This window comes from Serratia sp. AXJ-M (assembly GCF_046531865.1).
In the GTDB taxonomy this organism is placed as follows: domain Bacteria; phylum Pseudomonadota; class Gammaproteobacteria; order Enterobacterales; family Enterobacteriaceae; genus Serratia; species Serratia liquefaciens.
Genome location: NZ_CP059394.1, coordinates 261529 through 276657, shown reverse-complemented (window position 1 = coordinate 276657; position 15129 = coordinate 261529). Strand labels below are relative to the sequence as shown.

Genomic DNA, 15129 nt, shown 5'->3' with positions numbered 1-15129 from the left:
TTATCAAGGTCATTCGCGCCAGAACGTCGGCGTAAACAGAACCAGCAGTGTAAAGACCTCAAGGCGACCAAACAGCATCGTCAGAACCAGGATCCACTTTGCCGGTGCAGGCATGGTAGTAAAGTTATCCGCCACCACCCCCAACCCCGGCCCCAGGTTGTTCAGCGTCGCCGTCACAGCAGCGAAGGCAGAGAAATCATCCACACCGGTTGCGATAATGGCCAGCATGCTGACGATAAAGACCAACGCATAAGCCGAGAAGAATCCCCATACCGCCTCCAGGATCCGTTCCGGCAGTGCGCGGTTACCCAATTTTATCGTGTAAACCGCGTTAGGGTGCACCAGCCTTTTTAGCTCACGCGAGCCCTGCAAATAGAGCAACAGAATACGGATCACTTTCAGACCGCCCCCCGTCGAGCCGGCACAGCCACCGATAAAGGCAGAGCAAAGCAGCAACATCGGCAAGAATAACGGCCATTTGGAAATGCTGTCGGTAGTAAAGCCCGCCGTCGTCGCCATCGACACCACCTGGAAGAATGCCTGATTGAGCGTTTCCATACCGGTTTTGTAAACACCATGCCCCCAGAGTACGCCAGTGCAGACCACCACCAGCGTCAACTGGACGGCGATAAACATGCGAAACTCAGGATCACGCCAGTACACTTTCAGGCTGCGCCCGCTCAACAAGGCAAAGTGCAGGCCATAGTTACAACCGGAAATCAGCAGGAAAATAGCAATAATGGTGTTGATGGTGGGACTGGCGTAGTAACCGATGCTGGCATCGTGGGTAGAGAAGCCGCCAATGGCGATGGTCGAGAAGCTATGGCCTATGGCGTCGAACATCGACATGCCTGCCCCCCAGAGCGCCAACGCGCAGGCAATGGTCAGCAGAACATAAATCAGCCACAGGGTTTTAGCCGTTTCGGCAATGCGCGGGCGCATTTTGTTATCTTTCAGTGGACCCGGCATTTCAGCCCGGTACAACTGCATCCCCCCGACACCGAGGATCGGCAGTATTGCTACGGCCAACACGATGATCCCCATCCCGCCCATCCATTGCAGCATCTGCCGATAGAACAAGATGGCTTTGGGTAACGAGTCCAACCCCACCAAAGTTGTCGCCCCCGTGGTGGTCAAACCGGAAAACGACTCGAAGAAGGCATCGGTCAGCGACAAGTTAGGCCGCTCCGAAAATAAAAACGGCAATGCCCCGACGCTGCCCAGCACCGTCCAGAACAGCACCACGATCAAAAAGCCTTCCCGCGGCTTCAACTCGTGCTTTTGTTTACGGTTAGGCCACCACAGCATCAGGCCAATGGTCACCGCCACAAAGAAGGTCTGGCTGAACGCCCGCCCTGCCCCATCGCGGTATATCAATGCCACCAGACCAGGAATAAACATCGTCCCGGAGAACAGGATGACCAACAAACCCACGATACGGGTAATAGCGCGAAAATGCATTTCAGCACGATCCTTAGCAATTCAGTTGGGGGGAATTATTGCGAAATGGGGGTTAATTGCAAATTACCGCGACTGAGATCACGTAATTTATTCCCGAACGCCTCAACGCCGGTGACCGGTAAAGCCAGATGCAGCACGACGGAGGCACCATATTCCCCCTGTACAATCCGCCCTTCTGTTTGCTGCAACAGATTTTCTACCAGCGCCAACTGAGCATAGTCGCATTGCAAAGTATATTCGGCCTGCGGGATCTTGTAGCTTACGGCCAACTGTTTTAATGCCTGCTGCACCCCGCTGCCGTAGGCTCTTACCAAACCGCCGGTGCCCAACTTGATACCGCCGTAGTAACGTACCACTACGGCGGTGATTTCGCCTATGCCACTACCCATAAGCTGCGCAAGGATAGGTTTACCCGCCGTGCCGGAGGGCTCCCCGTCATCTGAGAAGCCTAATTGCTGAGAATCGGTCGGCGGCCCGGCGACAAATGCCCAGCAATGGTGCCGCGCTGCCGGGTGCTCATCACGTACCTGCTGAATAAACGCCTTGGCCGCATCAACCCCGCTGGTCGGCGCCAGCAGGGTGATAAAACGGCTCTTCTTGATTTCCTCGCTGACGCTAATGGGGCCTGCGGGGATCGGATAAGGCTGCATCAGGCCAAGTTCAGATCGCGCGTCATGTTCTCAATGCGCTTTTCATGGATCACGATATTGTCTTCAATACGGATACCACCATAAGGTTTCAGCGCATCGATACGCTCCCAGGCAAAGTGATGGCTGAATTCGCCGCTGCGCCACGGTGCCAGCAGGGATTCAATAAAGTAGAGGCCAGGTTCGATGGTCAACACCATGCCAGGTTGTAATACGCGGGTGCAGCGCAGGTATGGGTACTTAGATGGCGCCGCCAGGTGAGTACCTTGTTCATCCTGCATAAAACCGGCTGAGTCGTGTACCTGCAGACCCAGAGGATGGCCCAAACCGTGCGGCAGGAATGGCGTGGTAAGCCCTTGTTCCACCATGGCTTCTTCGCTGATACCGCTCACCAGTTTGTGGCTTTTAAGCAATTTGGCGATGCGCTGGTGCATCTGCACATGGTAATCGGTGTAACGCACACCGGCTTTGATGGTTTCCATCAGCGCCAACTGCTCGTTATTAAGATCTTTAATCAACTGGGCGAAATCGCTGCCGCTCTGGCCAGCATAAGTACGAGTCAGATCGGCCGCATAGCCGTTATATTCCGCACCAGCATCGATCAAAAAGCTCAGCATTTCAGCCGGCGGTTGGTGATCCAGCGTGGTGTAATGCAGTACCGACGCATGCTCATTCAGCGCAACGATATTGTCGTAAGGCACATCGGTATCGCGATGGCCTGTCGCCGTGAGATAAGCCAGGTTGATATCAAACTCACTCATGCCTGACAGGAAAGCTTCGTGGGCAGCACGATGCCCCATAACCGCGGTCTTCTGCGCTTCACGCATGCAAGCCAGCTCGTAGCCGGTTTTGATTGAGCGATGGAAGTCGAAGTAGTTCAGCACCGCTTTAGGGTTAACGTTTTCTGCCGAAATACCGAGATCGCGAGCGCGCTGTTGCGCATAACCGATATAGCCCACGCGCTCACGCTGGGCTGGCAGCTGCTGAGCGATATCGTCAGCATTGGCCAGCGGTATCAGTTCAACAGATTTGGTCCAGAAACTGTCCGGCAGCGGCTCAACGCTATGCCAGTAATCGACCGGCGAATAGAACCACAGCTTCGGTTTGTTAACGCCGTCCACCCACAGCCAGCAGTTTGGAACCGAAGTCACCGGTACCCAGGCTTTAAAATGCGCATTCACTTTGAACGGATAACTGCGGTCGTCCTGGAATATCCGCTGCAGTTCCCCTGAGTGAATCAGCAACGCGTCCAGTTTGTTGCGCGTTAACACTTCACGCGCGCGTTTTTGCAGTTCTGCCAGGTGGTCGTTATACAAAGAAGCCAGTGTTTCCATCACAATACCCTTTTACATACCATTAGAACGGAATGCCTCATCTTAGCACACCGTTCCTGCGTACCAACCTCATCGCCTCTGGCATGCGGGGCGCTTCGCAAATCACTGTAAATGTCGTTACATCCGCAGCTTAACAATTAACCAGGCGATAAAACCTGACGAGGCGATCGCGGCGGCCCACAGACCGTGATGCTCAAGCAAAACGGCACCGGCCGCAGCGATACCCGCCAGGCACTGCTGCAGAAACCCACACAACGCCATGGCATAGGCACCCTGCTCTTTGGCATCGCTGACGGCCATCGCCATACTGTTAGGGAACAATACCGCCTGGCCAAAAATCGTCAGGCAGTACAGCACAATGAATAACGCCATGCCGGAAAGCCCCACCAGCACACCGCTCCACCACAGCAGCATGATCGCGACGGTCGTCATAGCGACAATACTCGCTCCTACCTGCATTAGCCGTTTGCCGCCGAAACGCGCCACCGTCCGATTCACCGCCATCGCCCCGGTAAAGTAAGCTACGCCGATCACCAATCCTAGTGCCCCAAAGGCCGTCACGTTCAGACCAAACCCCTGCTGCATAATAAACGGGCTCACCTCTTGCAGGGTTACCGTAGTAGCGAACCCCAATCCACCGACGCATGCCGGCCAGAAAAACCCCGGCCGACGCAAAATGCGCCAATAGGCCGTGGCCATCGGCGGACGAGGCCCCGCCCCCCTGCCAGCTTCCAACGGCAGCGTCTGCATAAGCAGCAGGATCGCCAGCCCGGTGAGCCCCATCAGTACAAAGCCCATTTGCCAGTGCGAATATTGGCTCAGCAACCCACCGATAAACTGCCCACCGCCCAACGCGGCGATAAAGGCAATCGACAATACCGAAAGGCGTCGTGCCAGCTCGTCGCCGCTCCAGTTATCGCGAACAATAATGCGTGCGATGATCGCGGCGCCCCCGGCGGCAATGCCCTGCAGTGCCCTCAGCACCAATAATTGGGTGCCATTGCTGCAAAACGCCAGCAGCGCGCTGCAACTGATAAACAACGCCAACGACAACGTCAGCGGCAGGCGCCGCCCAAAGCGATCGGCCGCCGCGCCCCAGAACAGCACCGGTAGCGCGGCGCCAATGACGAATATTGATATCGATAGCTCGGTGGCGCGGCGCGTCATCGACAATTCCTGCATCACCGTCGGCAACGAAGGCAGATACACCGTTGTCGCCATCTGCGCCATGAAGACCAGCAAGCAGGCCAGCGTCATGGTTCTGGCGGGAAGACTCCAAAACCCACTCTGTTTTGCACATACCGCCTTACTCATTTCGCACCTCTGGGTGTTTAGCGCTTCGCTCCGGCAAGTGTATGAGGGGTTTCCCACACCAGCAAATCACCATAACGCATAAAATATAACTTCGTTATAAATCAAAATATTAACCCAGAGCCATGTGATCCGCCCTGCAAAAATGCAATCTCTTATTTGCATATTGTTAACATAAAAACCACACTCCTCATCATCTGGTCATACCAGATCAAACGCTGATTCAGGAGATAGACATGCTCTACCAAGGCGAAACATTACAACTGCACTGGCTCGACAACGGCATCGCCGAGCTGGTGTTCAATGCCCCAGGTTCTGTAAACAAGCTGGATACCCGCACCGTTGCCAGCCTGGGCGAAGCGCTCACGGTTTTGGAAAAGCAGACCGAGCTGAAAGGCCTACTGCTGCGTTCCACGAAAGCCGCCTTTATTGTCGGCGCCGATATCACCGAGTTCCTTTCTTTATTTGCGGCTCCAGCAGAAAAACTGCAGGAATGGCTGGTCTTTGCCAATAGCATCTTTAACCAGTTGGAAGATCTGCCGGTACCGACCATTTCGGCCATTAACGGCTATGCGCTCGGCGGCGGTTGCGAATGCATTTTGGCTACCGACTTCCGCGTCGCTTCACCGGATGCACGCATTGGCCTGCCGGAAACCAAACTGGGCATCATGCCCGGTTTCGGCGGTTCCGTACGTCTACCACGCCTGTTGGGTAACGACAGCGCATTGGAGATCATCGCCGCCGGTAAAGACGTCAGCGCCAAAGACGCACTGAAGGTTGGCCTGGTAGATGCAGTGGTTGCCCCGGAAAAATTGGTCGATGCCGCGCTGAAAATGCTGCAACAGGCGATCGACGGCAAACTGGATTGGCGCGCTTATCGTCAGCCAAAGCTCGAGCCATTGAAGCTTAGCCCAATCGAAGCCGCCATGAGTTTCACCACCGCCAAAGGCATGGTGATGCAAACCGCGGGCAAACATTACCCGGCACCGATGACCGCGGTCAAAACCATTGAGGCCGCTGCCAAGCTGGGTCGCGATGAAGCGTTGAAATTGGAAACCGCCAGCTTTGTGCCATTGGCCCGCTCCAAAGAGGCGCGCGCCCTGGTCGGCATTTTCCTCAACGATCAGTTTGTGAAAAGCCAGGCGAAGAAGCGGGCGTTGAATGCTGAAGCACCGAAGCAAGCTGCTGTGTTGGGGGCCGGTATCATGGGTGGCGGCATCGCCTACCAGTCCGCGCTGAAAGGCGTGCCGGTGATCATGAAAGACATCAGCGACAAATCCCTGACGCTCGGCATGAATGAAGCCGCCAAGCTGCTGAACAAGCAGCTGGAGCGCGGCAAGTTGGATGGCATGAAGATGGCCCAGGTGCTGTCGACCATTCAGCCAACGCTGGACTATGCCGGTATCGAGCGCGCACAGGTCATCGTCGAAGCCGTGGTCGAGAATCCTAAGATCAAGGCGGCAGTGCTGTCCGAAGTGGAAGGCCTGATTGGCGAGGATACCGTCCTGGCCTCCAATACGTCGACCATTCCGATTAATCACCTGGCGAAATCGCTGAAACGTCCGCAGAATTTCTGCGGCATGCATTTCTTTAACCCGGTACACCGTATGCCGCTGGTAGAAATCATCCGCGGCGAGCAGACCAGCGACAACACTATTGCTGCGGTGGTGGCCTACGCCAGTCGCATGGGTAAAACGCCGATTGTGGTGAATGACTGCCCGGGGTTCTTCGTCAACCGCGTGCTGTTCCCGTATTTCGCCGGTTTTAGCCTGCTGCTGCGCGACGGCGCGGATTTCCGCCAGATCGACAAAGTGATGGAAAAACAGTTTGGCTGGCCAATGGGCCCGGCTTATCTGCTCGACGTGGTGGGGATTGATACCGCGCACCATGCCCAGGCAGTGATGGCTTCCGGTTTCCCTGAGCGTATGGGCAAAGATTACCGTGACGCTATCGACGTGATGTTCGATAACCAGCGTTTCGGTCAGAAAAATCAGTTGGGCTTCTATCGCTACAGCCAGGACAGCAAAGGCAAGCCGCGTAAAGACAACGATGAGCAAACCGATGCCCTGTTGGCGACCGTCAGCCAGCCACGTCAAACCGTCAGTGACGAAGAAATCATTGCCCGCATGATGATCCCGATGATCAATGAAGTGGTGCGTTGTCTGGAAGAAAACATCATCGCCAGCCCGGCCGAGGCCGATATGGCACTGGTCTACGGCATCGGTTTCCCGCCGTTCCACGGAGGGGTATTCCGCTACCTGGATACGCTTGGCACCACCCATTACGTCGAAATGGCTCAGCGTTACGCGCATCTTGGCGCTCTGTATCAGGTGCCTGCCGGCCTACGCGCCAAAGCCGAACGTAATGAAAGCTACTACCCGGTGGCAGCGCCGCTGTCCGATGTCTCCACTGGCCAACCGGCATGAGGTCATAAAGATGGAAAACGTAGTTATTGTTGATGCCGTACGCACGCCGATGGGCCGCTCCAAGGGCGGAGCCTTCCGCCAGGTACGAGCCGAAGATCTTTCCGCTCACCTGATGCGTGCCGTACTGAGCCGCAATTCGGCGTTGGACGCAGCCGAAATTGACGACATTTACTGGGGTTGTGTGCAACAGACGCTGGAGCAGGGCTTTAACATCGCCCGTAACGCTTCGCTGCTGGCTGAGATCCCGCACAGCGTACCGGCCGTAACCGTCAACCGGTTATGCGGCTCCTCCATGCAGGCGCTGCACGATGCAGCGCGCGCCATTATGGTCGGCGACGCGCACGTCAGCCTGATTGGCGGCGTCGAACATATGGGCCACGTGCCGATGAACCACGGCGTGGATTTCCACCCGGGGCTCAGCCGCAGCGTGGCAAAAGCCGCCGGCATGATGGGCCTTACTGCCGAGATGCTGGCCAAGATACACAATATCAGCCGTCAGATGCAGGACGAGTTCGCCGCGCGTTCACACCAACGTGCGCATGCCGCCACCCTGGCCGGCTACTTCAAGAATGAAATTATTCCCACCACCGGCCACGACGCCGACGGTGTGCTGACACGTTATGACTTCGACGAAGTGATCCGCCCGGAAACCACCGTTGAAAGCCTTGCGGCACTGCGCCCGGCATTCGATCCGGTCAACGGCACTGTGACCGCCGGCACCTCTTCGGCCTTGTCCGACGGGGCATCCGCCATGCTGCTGATGAGTGAATCTCGTGCCAAAGCGCTCGGTCTGAAAGCCCGTGCACGCATTCGCTCAATGGCGGTCGTCGGCTGCGATCCGTCCATTATGGGCTACGGCCCGGTGCCTGCCAGCAAGCTGGCGTTGAAGCGCGCCGGCCTGACCGTGCGGGACATCGACCTGTTCGAACTGAACGAAGCCTTTGCTGCACAGTCATTGCCATGCATCAAGGATCTGGGCCTATTGGACAGCATCGATGACAAGATCAACCTGAACGGCGGCGCCATTGCGCTGGGTCACCCGCTGGGTTGCTCGGGCTCCCGCATCTCGACCACCCTGCTGAATAACATGGAACGCCGCGATGTGCAGTTCGGTCTGGCGACCATGTGTATTGGCCTGGGCCAGGGGATTGCCACCGTCTTTGAACGCGTTTAGCTGTGTCTATTTGGCCTGACTGCGTCACACTTTAAACCGCAGCACGCCAACAAGTTTAGTTGCCGTACTTCCCGCCTGTCAGGGGCGGGTTTTTTTATGCCTGAAATCCGCAGACGGCCAATAAAAAAGGGCAGCCATTGGCCACCCCATTTTTTCCCGCTTCGCCGCTTAGATAAACGAGAAGGCGTCGCCAAACATGTGCGCTTCCAGCGCGCCACGTTCGGCACAGAAGCGTTCACGAGCGATTTTCGCCATCTCGAAACGACCGGCAATATAAATGTCGTGCTCCGCCAGCGTACCGAAATCCTGCAATACCGCACTGAGCACCGTGCCGCTGCGGCCACGCCACTCTTCTTCCGGTTGTTCAACCACCGGAATGACTTTCAGGTTCGGATGCTGCACTGACAGCGCTTCCAGCTCGCTCAAATCATACAGGTGCTTGAGCTCGCGCCCGCCCCAATAGATAGAGATATCGCGGTCAGGCTGCTGCTCGAGTGCGGCCAACAGAATCGAGCGCGCATATGAGAAGCCGGTGCCGCCGGCGATCAACACCAGTGGACGGCTGCCCTCTTCACGCAGCCAGGCGTCACCGTGCGGAATATCAACGGTAATCGCCTGCTCTTTCAGAATGCGATCCATCACTGCCATGGCGTACAGATTCAGTTCCGAAGCACCGATATGCAGTTCAATATAATCCTGCTCTGTCGGGGTCGATGCCAGCGAGAACGGACGCTTGTCGCGCTCATCCATCACCACCAGCAGATACTGCCCTGCCTTGAAAGAAAACGGCGCCTCTGGCACCAAACGTACCCGGTAAACCGTATCGGTAATGGCCTCTACGGAGGTCACTTTACAGCTCAATATTGTCATGCGTTCCCTCTGTCGGGTCATCAATGCAAAACTGAGAACAGAGCCTGACATACCCTTCATATTTGAAGCTGCATCTTTGTTGGCTTTTCTCGCTTACCCCAGTCACTTACTCAAGTAAGCTCTTGGGGTGCGCTGCGTTGCCGCCGCAATGCAACTCCAATTATTTTGGGTACATTATAATGTCGGTTCTCTGTCACTGAAAATTGCGAGCTCATCCCAGATGTCATCGATGCGCGCACGCACCTTTTCATCCATCTCAATCGGACGGCCCCATTCGCGCTCGGTTTCACCCGGCCATTTATTGGTGGCATCCAGCCCCATCTTCGAACCCAAACCGGAAACCGGTGAGGCGAAGTCCAGATAATCTATCGGCGTATTCTCCACCATCACGGTATCCCTTGCCGGATCCATTCTGGTGGTAATCGCCCAAATCACATCATTCCAGTCACGCGCATTGACGTCATCGTCGCAGACGATAACAAACTTGGTGTACATAAATTGACGCAGGAACGACCAGACGCCCATCATTACGCGTTTAGCATGACCAGCATACTGTTTCTTGATGGTCACCACCGCCAGACGATAAGAACAGCCTTCAGGCGGCAGATAGAAGTCGACAATTTCCGGGAACTGCTTTTGCAGAATGGGAACGAAGACTTCGTTCAGCGCCACGCCCAGCACCGCAGGCTCATCCGGCGGACGGCCGGTGTAGGTCGAGTGGTAAATGGCATCGCGACGCTGGGTGATGTGAGTGATGGTAAATACCGGGAAGTGGTCGATCTCGTTGTAGTAACCGGTGTGATCGCCATACGGGCCTTCCGGCGCCATTTCACCCGGTTCAATGTAGCCTTCCAACACGATTTCCGCGCTGGCCGGCACTTCCAAATCGCAGGAGAGGCACTTGACCACTTCGGTTTTGTTGCCGCGCAGCAGCCCGGCAAAAGCATATTCAGACAGGGTATCCGGTACCGGCGTCACCGCGCCGAGGATAGTGGCGGGATCCGCCCCTAATGCCACCGCAACCGGGAAACGCTCACCGGGATGCGCCTGACACCATTCCTGATAATCCAACGCGCCGCCACGGTGGGACAGCCAACGCATGATCACTTTATTTTTGCTCAGCACCTGCTGGCGATAGATGCCCAGATTCTGGCGCTCTTTTTGCGGTCCGCGGGTTACCGTCAGCCCCCAGGTGATCAGCGGCGCAGCGTCTTCCGGCCAGCAGTGCATCACCGGGATACGGCTGAGATCAACGTCATCGCCCTGCCATACTTGTTCCTGACAAGGGGCTGAACCCAACACCTTGGTCGGCATGTTCAACACTTGTTTGAACTTCGGCAGTTTGTCGAACAGATCGCGAAAGCCCTTCGGCGGCTCTGGCTCTTTCAGGAACGCCAGCAATTTGCCGACCTCGCGCAACGAGCTGACATCTTCCTGGCCCATGCCCATCGCAACGCGGTTGGCGGTACCGAACAGATTGCACAACACCGGCATATCGTACCCTTTAGGGTTTTCGAACAGCAGTGCAGGGCCGCCCGCACGTAAAGTACGATCGGCAATTTCTGTCATTTCCAGATAGGGATCAATCGGCTGGCTGATGCGTTTTAGTTCCCCTCTCTTTTCCAGCAACGAGAGGAAATCGCGTAAGTCACGGTATTTCATGCTGATCATTATAACGGCCAGTGAGGAGGGCATTATAAGCCCTCTTCACAGTTGTTGCTGCACTTTTGTTAAACACCGGTAAAGACATCGTCGGCGTTAGTGGCAGGTAAAGGGCACCAGCGGACGCAATGCCCGGGTATCGCGATATTCCTGAGTTTCCACACCGTGGCGGAACACCTTGAAACCTTGATCTCTGGCGCTAAAGTAACGCAGATCATTACCCTCAACGTGCAACAGGCTGCCCTCGCGCAGCGCCACCACGGATTCGCTCGGGTTAACCGCGCAGAACTCGGCCAGGCGTTCATCACGGGTTTCCCCCATGTGGCCGCTAATATGGGCGTCGATGTAATGCGGGTTAATCTGCACCGGGAACAGGCTCAGTGCCGGCAGTACGACGCTGTTACGCACCGGCATGTCATTGGTGGTGCGAATACTTGGTGTGGCAACGTTACACCCGGCGCTCCACCCCACGTAGGGCACGCTACGTTCACGAACCGCCCGTTGAATCGGGACGATTAGGCCGTTTTCATGCAGCATCTGGTTCAGCATCCAGGTATTGCCGCCGCTGACCAAAATGCATTCTGCCTGTTCAATCGCCGCCGCGGGAGAGTCGGCGTGGTGAATACTGGTGACCTTGATGCCGAGAATTTTCGCCAGTTCCTGTGCACGCTGATCGTAATCGCTGCGGATCATGGCATAGGGGATAAATACGGCGGACGTAATGCCACGGCGCGCGATCATCGCCAGCAAGTGGCTCTTGGCATAACCCAGCAGCTCATCCTCACCGGACAGCTTGCCGTTGCTCAACAAAAATAACTCCATTTTTCCCCCTCAATCGAAAACGATGAATAACGTCACACCCGACGAAAGCAGCACAAGGCATACTTCGACGGTAACAAATTTTTAGCCCTCTGTTATACCCAAGCCGTGCGAATAAGTGTGTGACCCCTCGCTAATTGCCAACGATTCATGCAGATAGCGGCCGTTACATGCTGAAACTTGCATCACTATGTATCCGTAATGGCTTTTGATATGCTTACCGGCTGACAGAAAGGCATGTGAAATTATGGAATCTTGGTACCTACTGTATTGCAAGCGCGGCCAACTTTTACGGGCGCAGGACCATTTGGAACGGCAGGAAGTGAACTGCCTGAGTCCGATCATAACGCTGGAAAAGATCGTACGCGGTAAACGCATTGCGGTCAGCGAACCCCTGTTTCCGAACTACCTGTTTGTGAAGTTCGATCCGGAGCGCATCCACACCACCACCATCAGTGCAACTCGTGGTGTCAGCCACTTTGTACGCTTTGGTTCAACGCCGACCACTATCCCGCAGAAAGTCATCGAAGAGCTGCAGACGCATACCGGTGAAACCTACGTCGATCCGGAAACGCCACAGCCGGGTGATAGCGTGTTAATCGTCGATGGCGTGTTCGAAGGGCTGAAGGCGATTTACACCGAGCCGGACGGCGAAGCCCGTTCGATGCTGCTGCTGAATCTGATCAACAAGCAGGTCAGCCAAAGCGTGGATAACCGGCAATTCCAAAAACTGTAATGCAAAAAGGCGCCCAGGGCGCCTTTTACATAGATGACTTACGCCTTAGCGCTGCATCGCTTCGTCATGCATCCACTGAGCGACTCGCTTGGCGAAGTAGGTCAGTACGCCATCGGCGCCGGCACGCTTAAAGCACATCAGCGATTCCATCACCGCCGGTTGCTCCTGCAACCAACCGTTTTGAATCGCCGCCATGTGCATCGCATACTCACCGGAAACCTGATAGGCGAAAGTCGGCACGCCAAAGGTATCCTTCACCCGACGCACTACATCGAGATACGGCATACCTGGCTTCACCATCACCATATCCGCGCCTTCCTGCAGATCCTGTGCGATCTCCTGCAGCGCTTCGTCGCTGTTGGCCGGGTCCATCTGATAGGTTTTCTTGTTGCCGCCTTTCAGATTACCGCTGGAACCGAGCGCATCGCGGAACGGGCCATAGTAGCAAGACGCATATTTGGCGGAGTAAGCCATGATTTGAGTATTCACCAGGCCCTGATGTTCCAGGCGATCGCGGATCGCGCCGATACGGCCGTCCATCATGTCACTCGGTGCCACGATCTCTGCCCCGGCTTCCGCGTGAGACAGCGCCTGACGAACCAGGATCTCTTTGGTGATGTCGTTAATGACATAACCTTGTTCGTCAATAACGCCGTCCTGACCGTGAGTGGTGTAGGGATCGAGCGCCACGTCCGTCAGAATACCCAGCTCAGGCACCGCGTCTTTTAATGCACGCACCGTACGCTGTACCAGACCTTCCGGGTTATAAGCTTCTTCCGCATGCAGTGACTTCAGGCCAGGTTCAATCACCGGGAACAGGGAGATCACCGGCACGCCAAGCTTGGCGATAGCTTCCGCTTCTTTGATAAGCAGATCGATGCTCATGCGCGATACGCCGGGCATCGATGCCACCGCTTCCTGACGGTTACTACCTTCCATAACAAATACCGGATAAATCAGGTCGTTAACCGTCAGTTGGTTCTCGGCCACCAGGCGGCGGCTGAAATCGTGACGGCGCACACGGCGCATACGGCGACCCGGGAAGGTACCCGGAAATGCATAGCTCATAGTTTTCTCCTAACTCATTCCAGCCGGAATAGCCGGCGGGCGTTCTCATCGGTTTTCTGCCCCAGCCATTCGGGATCTTCTTGTCGCCAGGTAGCCACCTGCCGGACGATATGAGGCAAAAAACAGGGTTCGTTGCGGCGAGATGCAGGTTTCGGATGTAAATCCCGGGGCAACAGATAGGGTGCGTCGGTTTCCAACAACAGACGTTCGGCGGGGATCTGCGGCAGCAATGCACGCAACTCCAGGCCACGTCGCTCATCACAGACCCAACCGGTAATCCCGATCGACAGGCCCAGCGACAAGCAACTTTCTAATTCTTCGGCGGTGCCGGTAAAACAGTGCACCACCGCCGCGGGCAGTTTATCCAACCACGGCGTCAACAGTGCGGCAAAACGTGCGTGCGCATCACGGCAGTGAAGAAAAACCGGCATCTCCAGCTCCGCCGCCAGCGCCAGTTGGGCGCTGAATGCCCTCTCCTGCTGCTCTGGGGTAGAAAAGTTACGGTTAAAGTCCAGCCCGCATTCACCTATCGCTACGACCTGCGGCTGCGAGGCCAACTCGCGGATCCGCTCCGCGGTCTGCTCATTCCAACTGCTGGCCTGATGGGGATGCACACCGGCGGTGGACCAGCAATAACCAGGATGCTGCTGCGCCAGTTCACAGGCAGCCTGGCTTTCCTGCAAATCAGTACCGGTAATCAATAGCCCTGTCACGCCTGCGGTTCGTGCGCGATCCAGCACCGCTGGGCCGTCTTTGGCAAACTGTGAACTGGTGAGGTTTACGCCAATATCAAACATGGTTTTCCCAATGCAAAAGCCGCCCATCGGGCGGCTCAGGAGCAAACAAATTTAAGGTGTCGGGGGTTCGTCACCCTCGTCTTCTTCTTCCGGCTGCGGACGACGTTTACCGGTGTAGAAACGAGCAAAGAACACGCCCACTTCAAACAACAGATACATCGGAATGGCCAGCAGGGTTTGCGAGAACACATCCGGCGGGGTCAGAAGCATGCCGACCACGAAAGCCCCGACCAGAACGTAAGGACGTTTCTTTTTCAGATCTTCCGGTGAGGTGACGCCACTCCAGCACAGCAAAATAATGGCAACCGGCACCTCAAACGCCACGCCAAACGCCATAAACAGCGCCATGACGAAGTCGAGATAGTTATTGATGTCGGTGGCAATCATCACCCCGGCCGGCGCGGTTTTGGCAAAAAAGCCGAACGCCAGCGGGAAGACGATAAAGTAGGCAAAGGCCATGCCGAGATAAAACAGCAGGCTGCTGGAGACCAGTAAAGGCATCATCAGGCGACGTTCATGCTTATACAACGCCGGCGCGATGAAGGACCAGACCTGATACAAGATAACCGGTGCGGACACGAACACCGAGACGATCATCGTCAATTTGATCGGGGTAAAGAAAGGTGAGGCCACGTCTGTGGCGATCATGCTCGCCCCGGCAGGCAACTGCTTGATCAGCGGCGCGGACACCAGTTGATAAATATCATTGGCGAAAAAAACCAGCACCAGGAAAATCGCCAGTATGCTGATAATCGAGTTTAACAACCGCTTACGCAGTTCTATCAGATGACTGATAAGGGGTTGGGTATCTTCAACAGCCATGT

Annotated in this window: 13 protein-coding genes; 3 read left to right on the top strand and 10 right to left on the bottom strand. The window is 55.8% G+C overall.

The genetic code is table 11. The features are described from left to right. Positions 1-9: 9 nt before the first annotated feature. The 4 genes from trkH to H0S68_RS01235 all read right to left on the bottom strand — a co-directional run bounded on the left by trkH (position 10) and on the right by H0S68_RS01235 (position 4756). A complete protein-coding gene (gene trkH / locus H0S68_RS01250) occupies positions 10-1461 on the bottom strand; it encodes a Trk system potassium transporter TrkH (protein ID WP_020824856.1) in 1452 nt (483 codons plus the stop codon). A 35-nt stretch (positions 1462-1496) separates the two neighbouring features. Further along, entirely contained in the window at positions 1497-2111 is a 615-nt protein-coding gene (locus tag H0S68_RS01245; RefSeq protein ID WP_046374702.1) for an IMPACT family protein, read from the bottom strand. Continuing rightward, complete coding sequence (gene pepQ, locus H0S68_RS01240; RefSeq protein ID WP_410529104.1) at positions 2111-3442, bottom strand: Xaa-Pro dipeptidase; 1332 nt, start codon at positions 3440-3442, stop codon at positions 2111-2113. Before pepQ ends, H0S68_RS01245 begins: the two co-directional genes overlap by 1 nt. A 117-nt stretch (positions 3443-3559) precedes the next feature. Next, positions 3560-4756: an MFS transporter gene (locus H0S68_RS01235; RefSeq protein ID WP_041414122.1), complete on the bottom strand. Its 1197-nt coding sequence runs from the start codon at positions 4754-4756 to the stop codon at positions 3560-3562. Between the two features lie 233 nt (positions 4757-4989). Here H0S68_RS01235 and fadB point away from each other — a divergent pair, with 233 nt between their 5' ends. Further along, the gene (gene fadB / locus H0S68_RS01230; RefSeq protein WP_410529103.1) at positions 4990-7179 is read left to right on the top strand and encodes a fatty acid oxidation complex subunit alpha FadB; all 2190 of its coding nucleotides are present in this window, start codon (positions 4990-4992) and stop codon (positions 7177-7179) included. A 10-nt stretch (positions 7180-7189) separates the two neighbouring features. After that, on the top strand, positions 7190-8353 hold the full coding sequence (gene fadA, locus H0S68_RS01225; RefSeq protein ID WP_198639886.1) for an acetyl-CoA C-acyltransferase FadA: 1164 nt from the start codon (positions 7190-7192) through the stop codon (positions 8351-8353). A gap of 168 nt (positions 8354-8521) precedes the next feature. Here fadA and fre read toward each other — a convergent pair whose 3' ends face one another. The 3 genes from fre to pepE all read right to left on the bottom strand — a co-directional run bounded on the left by fre (position 8522) and on the right by pepE (position 11707). Continuing rightward, the gene (fre, locus tag H0S68_RS01220; RefSeq protein WP_410529102.1) at positions 8522-9223 is read right to left on the bottom strand and encodes an NAD(P)H-flavin reductase; all 702 of its coding nucleotides are present in this window, start codon (positions 9221-9223) and stop codon (positions 8522-8524) included. A 174-nt stretch (positions 9224-9397) separates the two neighbouring features. Continuing rightward, the gene (gene ubiD / locus H0S68_RS01215; protein WP_020824849.1) at positions 9398-10918 is read right to left on the bottom strand and encodes a 4-hydroxy-3-polyprenylbenzoate decarboxylase; all 1521 of its coding nucleotides are present in this window, start codon (positions 10916-10918) and stop codon (positions 9398-9400) included. 63 nt (positions 10919-10981) lie between these two features. Next, positions 10982-11707 (bottom strand): dipeptidase PepE, encoded by a 726-nt coding sequence (gene pepE / locus H0S68_RS01210; RefSeq protein WP_115057978.1) that lies wholly within the window; start codon positions 11705-11707, stop codon positions 10982-10984. Between the two features lie 244 nt (positions 11708-11951). Here pepE and rfaH point away from each other — a divergent pair, with 244 nt between their 5' ends. Then, positions 11952-12440 carry a transcription/translation regulatory transformer protein RfaH gene (gene rfaH, locus H0S68_RS01205; protein WP_020824847.1) on the top strand — a complete coding sequence of 163 codons (489 nt, stop codon included), beginning with the start codon at positions 11952-11954 and terminating at the stop codon, positions 12438-12440. A gap of 45 nt (positions 12441-12485) precedes the next feature. On the opposite strand, the gene hemB is transcribed toward rfaH, so the two are convergent. From hemB to tatC, 3 genes are read right to left on the bottom strand one after another with little or no spacing between them, the layout of a single operon-like run. Then, positions 12486-13508, bottom strand: coding sequence for a porphobilinogen synthase (gene hemB, locus H0S68_RS01200; protein WP_020824846.1), 1023 nt, complete (start codon positions 13506-13508; stop codon positions 12486-12488). Between the two features lie 14 nt (positions 13509-13522). Then, on the bottom strand, positions 13523-14305 hold the full coding sequence (gene tatD / locus H0S68_RS01195) for a 3'-5' ssDNA/RNA exonuclease TatD (protein ID WP_128864859.1): 783 nt from the start codon (positions 14303-14305) through the stop codon (positions 13523-13525). Between the two features lie 51 nt (positions 14306-14356). Continuing rightward, positions 14357-15127, bottom strand: coding sequence for a Sec-independent protein translocase subunit TatC (gene tatC, locus H0S68_RS01190; RefSeq protein WP_128864858.1), 771 nt, complete (start codon positions 15125-15127; stop codon positions 14357-14359). Positions 15128-15129: the final 2 nt, after the last annotated feature.